At 67.2% G+C, this 16,314-nt stretch carries 16 protein-coding genes and 3 pseudogenes; 5 read left to right on the forward strand and 14 right to left on the reverse strand.

The genetic code is table 11. The annotated features are described in order from the left end of the window. Positions 1-46: 46 nt before the first annotated feature. The 8 genes from B085_RS0119750 to B085_RS45720 form a co-directional block, all read right to left on the reverse strand. A complete protein-coding gene (locus B085_RS0119750; protein ID WP_018560308.1) occupies positions 47-676 on the reverse strand; it encodes a nitroreductase family protein in 630 nt (209 codons plus the stop codon). Between the two features lie 4 nt (positions 677-680). Then, entirely contained in the window at positions 681-1,547 is an 867-nt protein-coding gene (locus B085_RS0119755; protein ID WP_234018613.1) for an isocitrate lyase/PEP mutase family protein, read from the reverse strand. A gap of 414 nt (positions 1,548-1,961) precedes the next feature. Then, complete coding sequence (locus B085_RS0119760; RefSeq protein ID WP_018560310.1) at positions 1,962-2,417, reverse strand: GNAT family N-acetyltransferase; 456 nt, start codon at positions 2,415-2,417, stop codon at positions 1,962-1,964. 160 nt (positions 2,418-2,577) lie between these two features. Then, entirely contained in the window at positions 2,578-3,798 is a 1,221-nt protein-coding gene (locus B085_RS0119765) for an MFS transporter (protein WP_234018614.1), read from the reverse strand. A 323-nt stretch (positions 3,799-4,121) separates the two neighbouring features. Next, positions 4,122-4,508, reverse strand: a complete 387-nt coding sequence (locus tag B085_RS0119770) for a nuclear transport factor 2 family protein (protein WP_018560312.1) — start codon at positions 4,506-4,508, stop codon at positions 4,122-4,124. A 514-nt stretch (positions 4,509-5,022) separates the two neighbouring features. After that, positions 5,023-6,408 carry a dihydrolipoyl dehydrogenase gene (lpdA, locus tag B085_RS0119775; RefSeq protein WP_018560313.1) on the reverse strand — a complete coding sequence of 462 codons (1,386 nt, stop codon included), beginning with the start codon at positions 6,406-6,408 and terminating at the stop codon, positions 5,023-5,025. Between the two features lie 279 nt (positions 6,409-6,687). Then, positions 6,688-7,284, reverse strand: a complete 597-nt coding sequence (locus tag B085_RS0119780; protein ID WP_018560314.1) for a TetR/AcrR family transcriptional regulator — start codon at positions 7,282-7,284, stop codon at positions 6,688-6,690. Positions 7,285-7,559: 275 nt separating this feature from the next. Next, the gene (locus tag B085_RS45720) at positions 7,560-7,904 is read right to left on the reverse strand and encodes a GNAT family N-acetyltransferase (RefSeq protein ID WP_018560315.1); all 345 of its coding nucleotides are present in this window, start codon (positions 7,902-7,904) and stop codon (positions 7,560-7,562) included. A gap of 810 nt (positions 7,905-8,714) precedes the next feature. On the opposite strand from B085_RS45720, the gene B085_RS0119800 reads away from it, so the two are divergent. Then, the gene (locus B085_RS0119800; protein ID WP_018560317.1) at positions 8,715-9,344 is read left to right on the forward strand and encodes a TetR/AcrR family transcriptional regulator; all 630 of its coding nucleotides are present in this window, start codon (positions 8,715-8,717) and stop codon (positions 9,342-9,344) included. Between the two features lie 56 nt (positions 9,345-9,400). On the opposite strand, the gene B085_RS0119805 is transcribed toward B085_RS0119800, so the two are convergent. After that, a complete protein-coding gene (locus B085_RS0119805) occupies positions 9,401-9,736 on the reverse strand; it encodes a GNAT family N-acetyltransferase (RefSeq protein ID WP_026251236.1) in 336 nt (111 codons plus the stop codon). Positions 9,737-9,919: 183 nt separating this feature from the next. Here B085_RS0119805 and B085_RS0119810 point away from each other — a divergent pair, with 183 nt between their 5' ends. Further along, complete coding sequence (locus tag B085_RS0119810) at positions 9,920-10,159, forward strand: SpoIIE family protein phosphatase (RefSeq protein WP_018560319.1); 240 nt, start codon at positions 9,920-9,922, stop codon at positions 10,157-10,159. Between the two features lie 397 nt (positions 10,160-10,556). Here B085_RS0119810 and B085_RS0119815 read toward each other — a convergent pair whose 3' ends face one another. The 3 genes and pseudogenes from B085_RS0119815 to B085_RS0119825 all read right to left on the reverse strand — a co-directional run bounded on the left by B085_RS0119815 (position 10,557) and on the right by B085_RS0119825 (position 12,694). After that, a complete protein-coding gene (locus B085_RS0119815) occupies positions 10,557-11,579 on the reverse strand; it encodes an LLM class flavin-dependent oxidoreductase (RefSeq protein ID WP_018560320.1) in 1,023 nt (340 codons plus the stop codon). 96 nt (positions 11,580-11,675) lie between these two features. Continuing rightward, positions 11,676-11,903 (reverse strand): annotated as a pseudogene (locus B085_RS50080) (NUDIX hydrolase); the annotation flags it as partial. Positions 11,904-12,430: 527 nt separating this feature from the next. Next, a complete protein-coding gene (locus tag B085_RS0119825; RefSeq protein ID WP_018560322.1) occupies positions 12,431-12,694 on the reverse strand; it encodes a hypothetical protein in 264 nt (87 codons plus the stop codon). A 290-nt stretch (positions 12,695-12,984) separates the two neighbouring features. Here B085_RS0119825 and B085_RS0119830 point away from each other — a divergent pair, with 290 nt between their 5' ends. The 3 genes and pseudogenes from B085_RS0119830 to B085_RS50865 all read left to right on the forward strand — a co-directional run. Next, entirely contained in the window at positions 12,985-13,521 is a 537-nt protein-coding gene (locus tag B085_RS0119830; RefSeq protein WP_018560323.1) for a hypothetical protein, read from the forward strand. Between the two features lie 246 nt (positions 13,522-13,767). Beyond that, positions 13,768-14,263: pseudogene (locus tag B085_RS50860) on the forward strand (IS701 family transposase); the annotation flags it as partial. A 5-nt stretch (positions 14,264-14,268) separates the two neighbouring features. After that, positions 14,269-14,540: pseudogene (locus B085_RS50865) on the forward strand (helix-turn-helix domain-containing protein); the annotation flags it as partial. 387 nt (positions 14,541-14,927) lie between these two features. Here B085_RS50865 and B085_RS0119840 read toward each other — a convergent pair. Next, the gene (locus B085_RS0119840) at positions 14,928-15,416 is read right to left on the reverse strand and encodes an MEKHLA domain-containing protein (RefSeq protein ID WP_018560325.1); all 489 of its coding nucleotides are present in this window, start codon (positions 15,414-15,416) and stop codon (positions 14,928-14,930) included. Next, positions 15,409-16,314 (reverse strand): ketol-acid reductoisomerase (gene ilvC / locus B085_RS0119845; protein WP_018560326.1); only part of this gene is annotated, 906 nt, incomplete at its 5' end. The genes ilvC and B085_RS0119840, both read right to left, overlap by 8 nt.

Here is a 16,314-nt window from a genome sequence, read left to right on the forward strand (position 1 = left end):
CTCTTCCGGATAGGTGTGGTGGGTTCTGGTTTTCGGGTGGGTCCCTTTAGACGAAGGTGAACAACTGGTCCGCGTCGAAGCGCGATACCGGGGTGGTGTACACCCTCTCCGGGTCGGGGTAGCCGAGGGCCAGCAGCACCGTCGTGGTGTGTCCGCTCTCGCGGATCTTGAACGCCTTGTCGACACTGGTCGGGTCGAACCCCTCCAGCGGTGTGGCCTCGACGCCGAGCTCGGCGGCCGCCATCATCGTCAGGCCCACCGCCATGTAGGTCTGCTTCTCCATCCAGTGGTTCAGGTCCTTGTAGCCGTAGTTGCGAAGGTCGAGGAAGTTCCGGGTCATGGATTCCCACAGCGCCTGCTTTGACGGATCGGGGAACCGTCCGTCGGCCCTCTCCTTTGCGAACACCGCCTCGAGGTGGGCGTCGGGCAGATCTGCCCGGGTGGTGAGGATGATGGTGTGCGACGCGTTGAGGATCTTCTCGGCGTTGTCCCGGAACCGTTCGCCCAGGTTGTCCGCGAGCCTCTCCTTGCCTTCGGGAGTGGCGAGGACGTAGAAGTGGTTGGGCTGCACGTTCACCGATGACGGCACGGAACGCAGGAACCGCAGCAACTGCTGGAGGGTCTCCCCCGGAATGGTCTTGCCGGGATCGAAATACCTGGTGAGATGCTTGTTCATGAGTTTATCGAGATTCACGTGAGGCTGCCTTTTTCTTGCGATGAGCGGGCGAGGGGTGGTGATTCGCGGATTCCGGCTGGTTCGTTCCACGGGCAAGCAGTTCGCTGATGCGCTCGAAGCTGGTTCCCGTCGTCGCGGTGGCGAGGTCACCTGCGACGAGAGCCTTGATGGCCTGCTCGAGTGCCTCCATCGCGTGGGTGTAGAGCGCTGGACCCACGCTGATCCGCTTGACCCCGGCCTTTTGCAGCTCGGCGACGGTCAGCACGTCGTCCGCCGGCGAGATGAGGACGTTCACCGGTTTCGGCGCGACAGCGGTGACGATCGCGACGAGTGCGTCGAGGTCGGGTGGGTACGGCGCGTAGAGCACATCCGCGCCGGCCTCCGCGAAGGCCGTCAGACGCCGGATGGTGTCGTCGAGATCGGGCCGCCCCTGGATGAAGTTGTCCGTGCGGCCGGTGACGACGATGCGCCCCTTGGCGGCCTCGACGGCGCTGCGTATGCGGTGGACTGCCTCGTCGAAGCCGCGGATCGGTTGATCGGGATTGCCGGAGGTGTCTTCGATCCCGATACCGGCCAGGCCGGACTCCACGGCGGCTTCCACGGTAGCAGCGACGTCTTCGGGCGTGTCGCCGTAACCGTCCTCGAAGTCCCCGTTGACGGGCAGCCCGGTGAGACGGCCGAGCAGCCGAGCATGCTCGAGGTGCTCACCACAGCTGACTTCGTGACGCCCGTCGGACCGGCCGAGTGTGGTGGCGAGTGCCGCCGATGACGTCGCGATCGCCTCGAAGCCGGCGTCAGCGAGCATCAGCGCCGAAAGGCCGTCCCATGCGTTCGGCATGACGAGGCCGCCCTCGCGGGTGTGCAGCGCCATGAAGTTCTCATACAGTTCGGAGCCCGGCATGACGGACCTTTCCGGAATGATCGTTTTGTGCGGTGAAGGTTTACGGGCCGTACGCGCCCCGACGGGGTCCCGGCGATCAGCCGGGGCAGCGGCCGAGCACGTGGCGGGAATCTTGCAGCGCCTCGACCGACCGGCCCTGGCTTGACCCCCGCAGCCGGCCCGAACAGATCACTGAGAGCCGCTTGGCTGTCCGCAGGGAACCGCCTTCCTCCAACGTACCGCAGATCTGCCTCGCTTTGGGACCAAATAGTCCTGTCAGAAAATGCTTTGATGTCTGGCTCGCACATATATGCACCCCACTTACGATGGTCGAGGCTCAAAAGATAAGGGACTATAGAGTCCTCTCCCTGTCACACACCCCCGCCAGGTTGCGAAGTCCTCGGCTCACGGCTGTGGCGGCCCGCCATGGCGGCCCTCCGCGGGCTCCCGCCCGGGGAAGGCGCCGGCGCCGGGATGGACCGGATCAATGAGGTCGGCGTACTCGGGGTTGCGGTCGATGAACTCACCCACCACCGGGCAGATGAGGGTGATCTTCTTCCCGCGCCGGCGAATTTCGTCCAGCACGCGAGAGATGAGCTCCGTGGCCACTCGATTCTTGCGGTACGCGGGGTCGACCCAGGTTGTCAGCAGCACGATGCGGCCGCCCACGAACCGGTACGAGAGCTCGCCGATCCCTACATCACCGAGAGCGGCGATCCAGCGACCGTGCTCTGCGTCGTGGACGAGATCGAGCACCCAGCGGGACTCCGACTCGCCGAGGTCCGCCTCGTTCAACGCACCGATGAGCGCAGCGTTGTTCTCTTCGCGGGCGGACGCCTCGGCCCCGAAATTGAACGTCATCGTCACACTTTCTGTTGAAGACCCGATACGTGGGCCCGGAGAGACGGGTGTGGCCTCTGGTGACTCGTAGGTCTCCGCACCGAACTTGAGACCCACCCCGCGCACGGGCGTGTCCTCCTCATGGGCGGGTGGGGTCGGGCGCCGGCGACGTTCGCCGCGATCACTCGGCGTACTGCCGGTTGCCGGTCATGTCGGTGTGCGGGTCTCGGGCCGCGAGGACGCAGACGACCGTGGCGACGACCGCGAGTAGGGCGTACCCGAGGGCGATGTGCGACAGCGGGAAGACGGCCGAGAGTTGGCCGGAGACGAGGCTGGGGAAAGCGGCTCCGCTGTAGCAGAGGAGGTAGACGGCGCTGAAGATCGGCGCCCGGTCGGCGAGGGTGCTGGCGTACAGCAAGCCGCGGGTGGCGGAACTGATGGCTATGCCTTGACCGGTGCCGGCGATGACGGTTGCGGCGATGAACAGCGCCAGTGTGGATAGGGCGATCGATGTGATGATGCCGCTCCATCCGGCCAGGAAGACGACCATGCCGATTCGTTGGGCCGTCGCTGGTGTGAACCGGCCGCCCACGGGAGCGCCGAGAACGCCGGGGGCCATGTAGAGCGCGAACAGCAGCCCCAGGGTGAGCGGGCTGTGGGTGTGGAATTCATCTGCGACCAGTGCGGGCACGAAGGCCTGGTAGAAGGCCCCGGTCGCCCAGGTCGCCAGGAACACCGCGGCGGCGACAGGGAGCAGATACCTGACCCGGACCGGCATGCGGACCTGGGGTATGAGTGATCGCCAGGCGCCCGGCGTCGGCTTCGCGGTTTCCGGGCTGATGACGATGAGTGCGCCCGACAGTACGAGGAAACCGGCGCACGCCAGATAGATGAGGTGGCGTGGCCAGGGGGCGAACTGGACCAGCACGCCGGAGGCGATGGCGCCGAGGGTGAGGCCGAGCATGGGGGCCTGGCTGGAGGCGACGGAAGCCAACCATTCCGGTCTGGTGGGTGCGGCGTCCACGATGTAGGAGGTGAGGCTGCTGCCGGCCATCCCGGTGCCGACACCCATCAGCAGCCGGCCGGACAGCAGGGTCCCGATGTCGTGCACGTTGAGCAGGAGCAGGCAGCCCAGCAGGAGCAGGCCGAGGCTGGCGATCGCGGTGGGCCGTCGGCCCAGATGACCGGACAGCCGTCCCAGCACCAACAGTCCGGCGATGGTGCCGACGGCGTTGCTGACGACGGCCAGCGAGATGCCGGCGTTGGTGAACCCGTCCTCGGCCCGGTAGGTGTTGAACAAGGGGATCGGGGCGGCCGACGCGGCGAACGAGGCCACCAGCGCGACCACGGCGGACGAGAACGCCAGTTGGAGCGTCCTGCCCCGGCGAGTCAGGTTGATCACAGGCGCCAGGTCCTGCATCGAGCAGTGCCTTTCCATGAGTAGGTGAGTCAGGTCCCGATGCCGGTCGTGGACGCTCTGGACCGCGCCAGTTCGACGCAGTACGCGATGCCCGCCTCGCTTCCCCAACGGAGTCCTCGGGAGTCGTTCGTCTGGGTGCGGCCGTGCACGGCGCGGGCGCGGCCGACGGCACCGGCGGCTGCACGGACGCCGGTTCCGCTGGTCGTGTTCGTAACCTGAGCCGACCAGGGTGCGTCTGAGCCGAGACCGCCGGCCTCTCCGTCCCGGGGGTTGCCTCGCGAACAGCAGCCGCGCGCGTGACCGGGTCAGGTGCCCGGAGCGATCGCGCAGGCCGAGACACAGACCCAGCCACCCTCACGCTTCTGGTACGTGTCCGTGTACAGGGCTTCCTGGGCCGCTCCGTCGGCGAGCATGGTGTAAGTGGCGCGGGCGTGGATCAGGGCGACATCACTGAGGATGCGGATCTTTACGTCGTGCACAGCGAGATCCTTGAAGGGCCGCGGCTTGGCGATGTATTCGAGGAATTCGGCACGGTCGCGCGTGACACCCGGCGTCTGGACGACGAAGTCCTCGCCGAGCAGCTCGCTGAAGCGCTGGACATCGTTGAACTGGTCGGCGTGGACGTAGTCGTTGTTGAGCTGCTCGAGGATCCTCAGATCTTCGATGGACTGCTCGGTCTTGGTGTCGTTCATTTTCCTGTTCCTTCTCTGCGTGCGTGTTACGGCGTTCGCTGAAGGTGGGCTGTCTTCTCGGTGCCGTGTGGGCGGCTCCGGCGTACACGGTTGTGGCCTGTCGATCAGGTAGCGGTCGACGCGGCGCACGAGACCACCGCAAATGGGAATGCCTCGCGTTCGCTATGGAATGCGGCCGTCACGATCCGGACAAAGACACCGACAGCTTTCGCGCGCCGCGGGCCTCTTGGGAGCCCGGGCCCTCGGTGCGAGTCGGGCAGCTCCCGCTCGGAGCGAAGGCCCCTGGTCGCGACGAACCCGCATCAAGCTTCTCAAAGAGAAAACGGGACTGTCAAGTCCTTTTAATTCTGAGATACCCGAGCGACATCCCGACAAATGCGCAGCTCAGACGTGTCATGTCCAGGAATGCACTCGCGAAGTATGGACTATGCAGCTCTTCGTAGAAGGAGCGCCTGTGCGGCGCCGGAACGCGCGGCTGCCGGGCATCGTGGTCGCCGAACGGTGCTTCGCAGGGTCAGACGTGCGAGTGCAGCGGTTTGCCCGTCAGCGCCAGAGTCGCCTCACCGAGCGCCTCACCCTGTGTCGGGTAGGCGTGGACGAGGCGGGCGACGTCCTGAGGAAACGCTTCCCAGTTGTAGATGAGCTGCGCTTCCCCGATCTGCTCACTGATCCGGTCGCCGATCATGTGAACACCCACGACGGCCCCGCCCTTCCTCCGTACGACCTTGACGTGCCCCTCCGTTCTCAACGTCCGGCTACGAGCGTTGGACGCGAGGTCGTAAACGACGAAGTCGACGTTCTCGGCCCCGTACACCTGCTTGGCCTTGGCCTCGGTCAGGCCGACCGAGGCGATCTCAGGGCGGGAGAACGTGACGCGCGGGACGCCGTCGTAGTCGATCGGCACAGGCGCCTTCTCGGCCACTCGCTCGGCGACGAGGATGCCCTCGGCGAAGCCGACGTGCGCGAGCTGCGGTGTGGGGACCAGGTCTCCGATGGCGGAGATGGTGGGGACGCTGGTGCGCATGTACTCGTCAACCAGCACGTGCCCCTTGTCCATGAGGACGCCCGCCTCCTCGAAACCCAGGCCTTGGGAGACCGGACCTCGTCCGACGGCCACAAGCAGGAGGTCCGCCTCCAGCGCCCTGCCGTCTGCCAGACGGACGCGGATGCCGTCCCGCGTGTATTCGCTGCTGTCGAACGGGACCCCGAGGTGGAGGGTGACACCCCGTTCGAGGAACTCCGCCTCCAACCGCCTGGAGACGGTCTCGTCCTCCGTCGGGACAAGGCGCGGCAGGGCTTCGAGAACGGTGACCCGGGCTCCGAACGACGACCACGCAGAGGCGAACTCGACGCCGATCACTCCGCCGCCGAGCACGATCACGGACCCGGGAACGTGGTCGAGGGTGAGAGCGTGGTCCGACGAGATCACTCTCCGTCCGTCGATCTCCAGTCCGGGCAGGGTTCTCGGAACGGACCCGGTGGCGAGCACGACGTGGCGGCCCGTGAGCCGGCGGCCTCCGACATCGACGGAGGTCGCCGATGACAGGCGGCCCTCTCCTTCGACGTAGGTGATGCCACGCGCGTCGACAAGGCCGGTGAGCCCGTTGCAGAGGCCTGAGACAACGCTGTTCTTGTAAGCGTGCAGGGCGTCCATGTCGATGCCCTGGAAGGACGAGCGCACCCCCACGTCGGCGCCCTGGCGTGCCTGATCGGCCAGTTCCGCCGCGTGCAGCATGGCTTTGGTCGGGATGCAGCCGTTGTGGAGGCATGTGCCCCCGAGCTTGTAGCGTTCGACCAGGGCGACGCTGAGCCCGAGCTGGGCCCCGCGCAGAGCGGCCGCGTACCCGGCGCTGCCGGCACCGAAGACGACCATGTCGTAGAGCTCTTCGTCGTCGTTCATGTCATGACTCCTTTGCGGTCTGTCAGGTAGAGGGATAAGGACCGGACGGCGCGTGCGGTGTCCGTACTGGTCGCGAGCTGCGGCACGTACGGGCCGCCGGCCCGTACGTCCAGGCCCGGCAGGTGCGGTTGCCGGGCATCGTGCGGCCCTGACCATGACGTCCGGGTGTGAAGCGGAGGGGCTGTCCCGCCTTGCCGGCGTGCCGGGATGGCAGGAGAGGTCCGGGATCGGCACGACGGAGGCAGGCAGACCTCGCATGCCGGCTCGTGCACCCGCGCGTCAGCCCACGGTGTACGTCTTCACGTGGGCCAGCGCCATGTCCATGGCGATGCGCATCGGTTCGACGTCGCGTGCCATCTGGGCTAGCAGGTAGCTTCCCTGCAGTGCGGCCATCACGGACACGGCGAGCTTCGCAGGATCGGCCCCCTCGTTGAGCGAGCCGTTCTCCTGCATCCGACGCAGGCCGGCCGCGATCAACTCCTGCCACTCACCGAACTTCTCGGCGAGCAGCTTCCGCGCCGCCGGATCCTGAGGTACGCGGGATCCGACGAGTGCACCCAGAGCGCACCCGTAGGCTCCGTCCTGGAGCGCGTTGAGGCGGATGATCGAATCGTTCCAGCGTTCCAGGGCCTCGAAGGAGTTCATCCGCTCCAAGTGCTGTTGGTCGCGGTGGAGAATCTGCTGGGCACGCAACTCGATCACACGGTGCACAAGCTCGTCTTTGTCCGCAAAATGGCCGTGGAACTGGGACGGGCTGGTCCCGCTCACCGCCCGCACGTCATCCAGGGTCACCGAGTTGACACCCTTGAGGTAGAAGAGGTCTGCGGCGGCCTGGACTATGCGAACGCATGCTGTAGCTCCGCTGGCGATCGCCATTCTCTGCCCCTTCTGAGAGATTTCGAACCTATGTGGGCGCGGCAACGTCGTGCAGGCACCCCCTGAGCCATCCCGGTGCGCTCGCCGTCAATGCCCTCGGCACCGGACTCCCTCTCCCGCCGGCCCTCGGTGGTCCACCTGCCGAGACCGGCTCGGCGGCGGCCTCTCCCGGCCCACCGTGCGCCGCCGTCACCACCTGATCGCCCGGGGAGCGCGAAACGCCCGGCCGGGCGCGAGTGGACCTGCCCGCGCCTCCGCCCGCCATCGCGGGCGCCTCAGTCATGGGCGGCGTCGTCGACGACCCGCGACGAGAGATCGAGCAACTCGCGGAACCGGGGGTGCTTGTCGATGAAGCGATCCACGACCGGGCAGCGGTTGGTGACTGCCGCGTGTTCCTTCCCCAGGTCGGACAGCGCCTCGCGGATCAACGCGGTCCCCAGGCCGCGGCCACGGTAACCCTCCTGGACGTACGTGTGCGTCAGGCTGTAGTGAGTGCCCTTGCGCTCGAAGGCGAGCAGCCCTGCGTAGGTGCCGTCTTCTTGAACCTCGTAGAACCTGTTGTCTTCGTCCTTCAAGACTCTGATCGAGCCGCTCGCGTCAGTCCACAGCACCTTGGGCATCGCCGTTCCTGTATCTATGCCGGCCCCACCTGGATGAGGGGCGTACCTGTCGATCACCGAGGGGACTGGATCGCCCTCTTCGCGGGTTGCTGAACCTCATGGACGAACGTGGATGACGGTTATTCCTCTGACCCGCTCGGTCGCAACGACCGCCTCCATCGGGCACCTCCCTGCAACCCGTCGTCGTCCGCGTGTCACGCACGGACGCCACGAGCCCTCACAAGAGAACTAAATAGTCCACAATCTGGTTCCAATCTGCACTCTAACAGCATACTCACGTCAGAGACTGGTCGCGATGGTCCCATCAGCAGACCCCCGGCTTCATCACTCAGGACCCGGTCGGCACTGCGGGCGCCCGCGCCATCCCCGGCGCGGGCGGCGACCCGCGAGCAGCTGATCACCGAGGCCTGTACGAGCATGGGAATCCCGCAGGGGCCGACTCGCGGCGGGTGGGTCAGGGCTCGATGAGCACCTTCAGCCTCTTGCGGCCTGCCATGTCCTGGTAGCCGGTCGGTACGCCGTCGAGGTCGGTGGTGGCGTCGAAGACCTTCACGTGCTCACGGGGAGGTGAAGCGTGCGGGCGGGGCTGCCGCCCGGGAGTCGGATTCGAAGGTTCCGACGGTTCGCATCCGGTGAGAGGAGGAGGTGGTCCATGTGACAGACACGTCAGGCGCACCTGCGAAGGCCTCACCTCGTACGCCCGACGCCCCGGCGGACGAGGAACAGGCGACCGATACCCCCAAGCTCGGGTCGGCACCGCTCTCCGACTCTCCCGCGGACCCGGTGATCGCGCGTAGTAATATCGGGCACATGTCCGTCGATGATGCTCCCAGGCAAGAGCGGCGCCTGACCTCGCGTGGGGCTGTCACCCGCGACCGCATTGTTCAGGCCGCTGCCGACCTTTTCTACGTGAGGGGCGTCAACGCGGTCTCACTCGACGACGTACGGGCATCAAGCGGTACGAGCAAATCCCAGCTTTATCGCCACTTCGCGGACAAGGACCAGCTTGTCCACAGTGTCATCGAACTGCGGACCGATCAGGTCCTGAACCGCGATCGCCAGATGCTGGAGCGGATGAATTCCATTCGCGCGCTCGAACGATGGAGTGACAAGCTCATCCATCTCAACTCTTTGCAGGACGGTGCCTACGGGTGCGCCTTGGGCTCCCTCGTCAGCGCACGGGCGGCGCAGGACCCGACGTCGAGGAACAAGCTTGCCGAGACGTTCGCCGAGTGGCAGGAACTCATCTCCGCAGGCTTGAAGCGCATGCGGGAGAACGGCTCGCTGCGCGAAGAGGCGGACCCGGAGCAGCTCGCCACCGCTGTCATGGCCGCCTTGCAGGGTGGCTATCTACTGGCCCAGACCACCCGGAACGTCGAGCCGATGCGCATCTCCATGCAGATGGCGTTGAACCACGTACGCTCCTACGTCGTGGACTGAGCCCAATCCTCGGCTCGGCGCCGGGGCAGGCGGGGGGGCGGCCGGGCGGCCGTCGGTCAGCTCGATGACGGCGAGACCCAGGTACCTGAATGTTCTGCGTCGATCAGGCTGATGTATTCAGGATTCTTGCGTATGAACCTGTCGACGACCGGACAATAATTTGAAATAGTACTTCCGCGGGCGCACAGAAAGTCCAAAATGCTCCTGATGAGGACGCTGGAGAGGCCGCGCCCTCGAAATGCGTCGTAGATGACCGTGTGCATCAGCACGCGCCGGTCGCCAATGACCCGATAACCCATGTGCCCGGCCGTCCGACCGGCTACGGATATCTCGTAGCGATGCTCCTTCTCGTTGTTCCCCACCACCACAGAGGATTCCTCGTCTGAGAACATGACGTCAAGCATCTCGGACCTCCAGTCCATCGCGAGAGCCCCTCGGCGGGAAAGTTGCCGAAAGTCGATCGGCGGCTTCCGGAAGGAGGCCCGACTCCGGACCGAAGCGGCGGGAGAACCCATCCGCCCTGGCTCGGGAGCAGCGCGTGCCAGCCTAGGGTAAGTGGACGAAACAGTCCAGTCTTGGTCCGCGAGGAGACCTTCACTTTGGAAGAGGGCACCGCGCTCGTCATGGTCACGGACGGCGTGGTCGAAGGGCCGGGCCTGACGCTGGAGGACGGACTGGAGCGAGCGGGGGCCCTGGCCGGCCGCGCCCTCCACGACCGACTCGATGTCGAGGCCATGGCGGACTTGATCCTCGACGCCGTCGTCGCCTTGGACCACCTCGACGATGTGGCCGTGCTGGTCATCCGGCGCACCTAGGGAGGCGCTCGTCTCGGAAGGGTCGCGGCGGTTGGTCGCACGTGCTCTGTCGGCACTCCGTCGTACGCCGGGCCGAGCCCTGTGCCACAACGGTCTTGCGGGACTCGGGCATCGCTCTGACCAGGCCAGCCGCCAATCGGGAGAAGGCCTTCCGGCTGCGAAAGCCACGTCTGCGGGAAGGGTTGCAGCATGGCCGCCACTTCCTGCGGCTTCTGCTCCGAGTGGCGGGATGAGTGCACGCGAGCCGCACCCACGCGCCATCGGAGATCATGCTCCGGTCCGGTCTTCCCGGCTTCCTGGTACGCGGCAGGGACCGGTGGCCGCAGCGGCGGCTTCGCGATCCACCGGCACCGACGGCCTCCCGCCTGGGCGGGAGGCCGTCGACGGTGATCGGCGTTCAGCGCCAGCCGAGTTCCGGTGCCACATGGGTGAGGATGCTCTCCAGCACGTGTGTGTTGTAGTCCACCCCGAGCTGGTTCGGGATGGTCAACAGGAGGGTGTCCGCGGCCTGGATCGCCTCGTCGTCCCGCAGCAGCTGCACCAGTTCCTCCGGCTCCGCGGCGTAAGAGCGCCCGAAGACGGCCCGGGTCGTGTCGTCGATCATGCCGACCTGGTCCCGCGAGTTGCGGTCGCGGCCGAAGTAGGCCCGGTCGAGGTCGTTGGTCAGGGCGAAGATGCTGCGGCTGACCGACACCCGGGGCTCCCGGGTGTGGCCCGCCTTCTTGTACGCCTCGCGGTACGCCTCGATCTGCTTGCGCTGCTGGACATGCAGCGGCTCGCCCGTCTCGTCGTCCTTGAGCGTCGAACTCTGCAGGTTCATCCCCAGCTCGGCGGCCCAGACCGCGGTCGCGTTGGATGCGGAGCCCCACCAGATCCGGTCGCGCAGCCCCTCGGAGTGCGGTTCGATCCGCAGGAGCCCGGGCGGGTTGGGGAACATGGGCCGCGGGTTGGGCTGGGCGAAACCCTCGCCGTCGAGGACCTTGAGCAGTGCCTCGGTGTGGCGGCGGGCCATGTCGGCGGCCGACTCGCCCGGCGCGGGTTCGTAGCCGAACAGGCGCCAGCCGTCGATCACCTGCTCCGGTGAACCGCGGCTGACGCCCAGTTGCAGCCGACCGCCCGAGATGAGGTCGGCGGCACCCGCGTCCTCGGCCATGTACAGCGGGTTCTCGTAGCGCATGTCGATCACGCCGGTGCCGATCTCGATCTTCGAGGTCCGCGCACCTATCGCCGCGAGCAGCGGGAACGGGCTGGCCGCCTGCCGGGCGAAGTGGTGTACCCGGAAGTACGCACCGTCCACGCCGATCTCCTCGGCGGCGACCGCGAGGTCGATCGACTGCCGCAGAACGTCCGCGGCCGACCGGGCCCGGGAGTGCTCGCTGGGCGACCAATGACCGAAGGAAAGGAATCCGATCTTCTTCACCCAATGCCCAGCGTTCGTAGGCAACGATTGATTCCCGCTCCTTCGCGCCGTCGCGCTCATTTCTCCAGGTCGGAGAACGGTACGAGCCGGGCCACGTTTGTAGCCGCTCTTGAGGTGGACCACCTCTCCGGCCTCGACATCGAGGCCGGTCTCCTCACGGACCTCGCGGGCGACGGTGTCGCGGAAGTCCTCGCCCGCTTTGGCGTAACCGGTGGGCAGGCCCCACTGGCGGCCTTCGGGCCACAGCCGGTGGCGCAGGAGCAGCACGCGGCCCTCGCCGCCGGCAAGCGCCCTGCGGGGCGGGACGCCAAGGCCGGTGCGCATGCGCAGCGCGTGCCCCGCGACGGCCGCCGCCTCACGCAATGCCCCTGCCCTGCCCCCGCCGTCGAGGACGTCCTCGAGAGTCGCCGCGATCTCCGCACCGTGCCGCCGATCAGGACGTCCTCTGGTCGGTCTCGTCAGAAGGCATCGTGTGGCGACGGTCCGCTGCGTTCCCGCCCGCGGCGCGTCCGGCCGTCGTGGTCGGTGATCCGACGAAGCCCGGTCGGCCTACATTCCGGTGGGAACGAGCGGCGAAGAGAGCCTGGCTTTATCGCCCATGCTCTCCATGGCGGACATCCCCTCGACGAAACAGATCGGGCCCAGGTCGCGCACGGCGATACGTCCCACCCAACGAATCGACCCCAAGACACGGCGATCTCCGCTCGGGTCTCCGTGCCGCACGACGAGGTTGAACCGCAGGCCGAATCCGTGACTGGGCCCGTGCACTTGCGGGCTACCGGGGTGGATACCGAAAGCGCCCCCACCCCGGCGCCTGTGCCGCACAGTTGTCTGCCGCGCGTGACGGGAGATCAGCGACCGCGGCGGTTCAGCATACGCAGGCCAACTGCGCTGGAGATGAGAAGAGCGCAGCCCACCAGGCCGAGGAACACGCCGAAGGCTGTACGCCCGGCGGAATCACGGGCCATCAGCACGATCACCATCTGCAGCACCAGCAAGGCCCCGGCCAAAAGGCCCCATACGGCCGCCCACCGGCCCCTGGGGACGAACCGCCACCGCGATTCCGCCGGGTCTCCCCGAAGCTCTCCGTCATTCATGCCGACCTCCTGGCTCACCGTGTGAAAGCGTACTTCGCACTCGTTGCCGGGCCTCACCAGTTCATGCGCCGATATCGCATGGTTCACCGGTCGGACACACCCCCGCGACACCGTCCCTGCACACGCCGCATTCCACGCGCACTTGGGGTTCCGGAAGGTGACGCCGCCGCATTCCAGGTACTCGACGCAAGCCGGCCTGCATAGAATTCGCGTGCCAACTTTGGCCTTATGCCGGTCATTCGTGGAATGCCGACAGGACTGCCGACCCCTAGTACTCCAGCTGTAGATCATGATCTTGCTGGTGGGGCGTGACCGAGCACGACATCTGTCACCAGCCCTACACTTCGGCCATGCCGATCCAGCCCCGGTCCGCAAGCTCTGCTGAGGAGCAACTGTCGATCATCGATGCCCTGATTGCTCTGCCGTTCCCCGAACAGGAAGGCCAGTCGAAGACGCAACACGGACGGGGCGGGCCCGGGTATCACATCGCCGTTCTCCGGGAGAGCCGGGACTTCTGGGACGCTCCTGATCCGGAGACGATCACTGCGGCCGAAGAGGAGATGGAGGCAGGCCTCACCGCACTGGTCACGGTGCTGGCTGGGCGTTGGGGCAGTCCGACCGTGGTCGATCTGTGGCCCTATCTCGGGCTCGACAACCCGGACTACCCCGACATCGAAGAGGCACCCGAGCCTCTGGACTCCCTGTGCAACCTTGCTGGGAGCATGCAGATGTGGCAGGTGCCGTCTACTGGGCGCTGGCTCGGGCTCACCATCGGCCAAGTCGATCGAGAGTTCCCCCTCGAAATACTCGCTGCCGTCGGCGAGGCATCCACGCTTCCGAAGTGAGCCGCGGTACGGCTTGCCCCATCTTGTCCGCGTCATCGCTTGTGACAGACAGCACGCAAACCCGCGGCAGGTGGCAGGTCACCCGTCCGTGTCGGTGACACATGTCGCGCTCGATCACAGCGAGGCCGGTGCAGACACGGGTGCAGACACCGTTGATCATCGCGAGTTGTGTGGACTAACGACGAGTCGGTGGCCGCAGGTCACAGCATAGATCCCGTCCGGTGGCGGGAGGCGTTCGAGGTGGCCATGGGCCGGATCGCTGGCCGGTTCGCCCGGCACGAACCCCGCCTGCGGGCTGGGCGGTTGGTGCAGGGCCTGCTGTCCGACCTGGCGCGCAAGAACTGCTGGACGATCGCGGAGTGGGCCGGGGAATCGGCCCCGCACGGCATGCAGCACCTTCTGTGCCGGGCCACTTGGGACGCGGATGCGGTCCGTGATGATGTGCGTGAATACGTCGTCGAGCACCTCTACGACGAGGCCGCAGTGCTGGTCGCCGACGAGACCGGTGACCTGAAGAAGGGCACCCACGCCGTCGGCGTTCAGCGCCAATACACCGGGCACAGCCGGGCGGATCGAGAACTCCCAGGTCGCCGTCTACCTTGTCTACACCGGCGAGCGGGGACACGCCGCGGTGGACCGGGAGCTGTACCTCCCGCGCTCCTGGACGTGCGACCCGTAACGCTGCCAGGCCGCCGGGCTCGGCGAGGACATCGCCTTCGCGACCAAGCCGGAACTGGCCAGAATGACCGGGTCGAGGACTACGCCCGCACCCTCGGCTACTCGGCCCGCACGCTGACCCGCGCCACACTCGCGGCCGACGGCGTGACCGCGAGGAGTTCATCGACCGCCGCATCCTGCTGGAGGCCAAGCGGTTGCTCGCCCACAGCGAGCAGAGCGCGGCTCGCATCGCCGCCCAGCTCGGATTCTCGAGTGCGACCAACTTCAGCAAGTTCTTCCATCGGGACACCGGCAAGAGCCCACTGGCCTTTCGCCGGGAGATCCGAGGCTCCCAGGACTGAGCCCGGCCAGGCGACGGGACCAATCCGGTGGAAGGCACCTCTCGACGGTCTGCCGCAGCTGGTGGCAGGTATCCGCGGCTGAATGCCGCCTGCCCGCCCCAGAGCTACGGCGCGACGGACCTGGTGCGGTGGGCGCAGGCCGGGCAGCGCGAGTACGGTCGCCGCGGCGTGTGGAGCACCAGTGGCGGCAACCGCGCCGCAGGAGGAGGCCGGCCGGGTCAGTGCGTGATCGGCAATCTCGGTGTTCGGTCGTGGTGCGGTGCGGCGAAGTCCGCGGGCGAGGCCCCACTGCCCACGGGCACCGCCGGCACGCGGGTGAGCGTGTCCGGTCCGGCGGGTCGGACCGCCCGCCCGTCACAGAGTGCGACACGCGGGCGGTCCGCCGGGTCAGGCGGTTGACCAGGAGCGGAAGACGGCCGCCTGGCCATGGAAGGTGTCGTCGTCGATGAGCTCCCACATCGTGACGTCCCGAATCCAGAAGCGGCGGCCTGACTTGGCGACGCGAACGCCCTGGTATCCGGTGACGTGGCGGTGGACGGCGACCTGCTGCAGCAGGGCGTCGCGGTCCTCCTGGGCGGCTGGTTCCGCCGACAGCCGTGAGGGCAGCCCGATGAATTCGCGCCGGCCGTACTCGAAGCACCGCTGGGCGGTCCGGTTGGCGTAGACGAACAGCGGGTCGTCCGATCCGTCGTGCGCCAGCAACCCGAAGGGCGCGTCCTCGTAGAGCCACCGCGCCGCCTCGGCGTCCGACCCCCACACCGGCGGGCACAGATCGGCGCCCACCAGACGGCGGTGGCTGCCCAGGAGGAGAGCGGCGAAGCGCGGATCCCGGCTCAGGTCGGACGGAGCCGGAACCCGCAGGGAAGGATCAGTCACCGTTCTCGACCCAGCTCATGAGCTTGCGCAGCTTCCTGCCGGTGGTCTCCAGCAGGTGGTTCTCGTCGGCCTTCTTGTACTCGTTGTAGCGCGGCAGGCCGGCGTTGTACTCGGCGATCCAGTTGTCGGCGAAGGAGCCGTCCTGGATCTCCGCGAGGACCTTCTTCATCTCGGCCTTGGTGGCGTCGGTGATGATGCGGGGGCCGGTGACGTAGTCGCCCCACTCGGCGGTCTCGGAGATCGACCAGCGCATCTTCTCCAGGCCGCCCTCGTACATCAGGTCCACGATGAGCTTCAGCTCGTGCAGGCACTCGAAGTACGCGATCTCCGGCTGGTAACCGGCCTCGGTCAGGGTCTCGAAACCGGCCTTGACCAGCGCCGCGGTACCACCGCAGAGCACCGCCTGCTCACCGAACAGGTCGGTCTCGGTCTCCTCGGTGAACGTCGTCTTGATGACGCCCGCACGGGTGCCGCCGATGGCCTTGGCGTAGGACAGCGCGAGCGCGAAGCCGCCCCCGGTCGCGTCCTGCTCGACCGCCGCGATGCACGGGACGCCGCGGCCCTCCTCGTACTGACGGCGCACCAGGTGACCCGGGCCCTTGGGGGCGACCATGCACACGTCGACACCGGCCGGGGGCTTGATGAAGCCGTAGCGGATGTTCAGGCCGTGTCCGAAGAACAGCGCGTCGCCGTCCTTCAGGTTGTCCCTGACGGACTCCTCGTACACCCGCGCCTGGATCGGGTCCGGGACCAGGATCATGATGACGTCGGCCTCGGCCGCGGCCTCGGCGGGGGTGACCACGCGAAGACCCTGCTCCTCGGCCTTCGCCTTGGACTTGGAGCCCTCGTGCAGGCCGACGCGCACATCGACCCCCGAGTCGCGCAGCGACAGCGCGTG

The sequence above is a fragment of the Streptomyces sp. BoleA5 genome (assembly GCF_000373665.1).
Classification (GTDB): Bacteria; Actinomycetota; Actinomycetes; order Streptomycetales; family Streptomycetaceae; genus Actinacidiphila.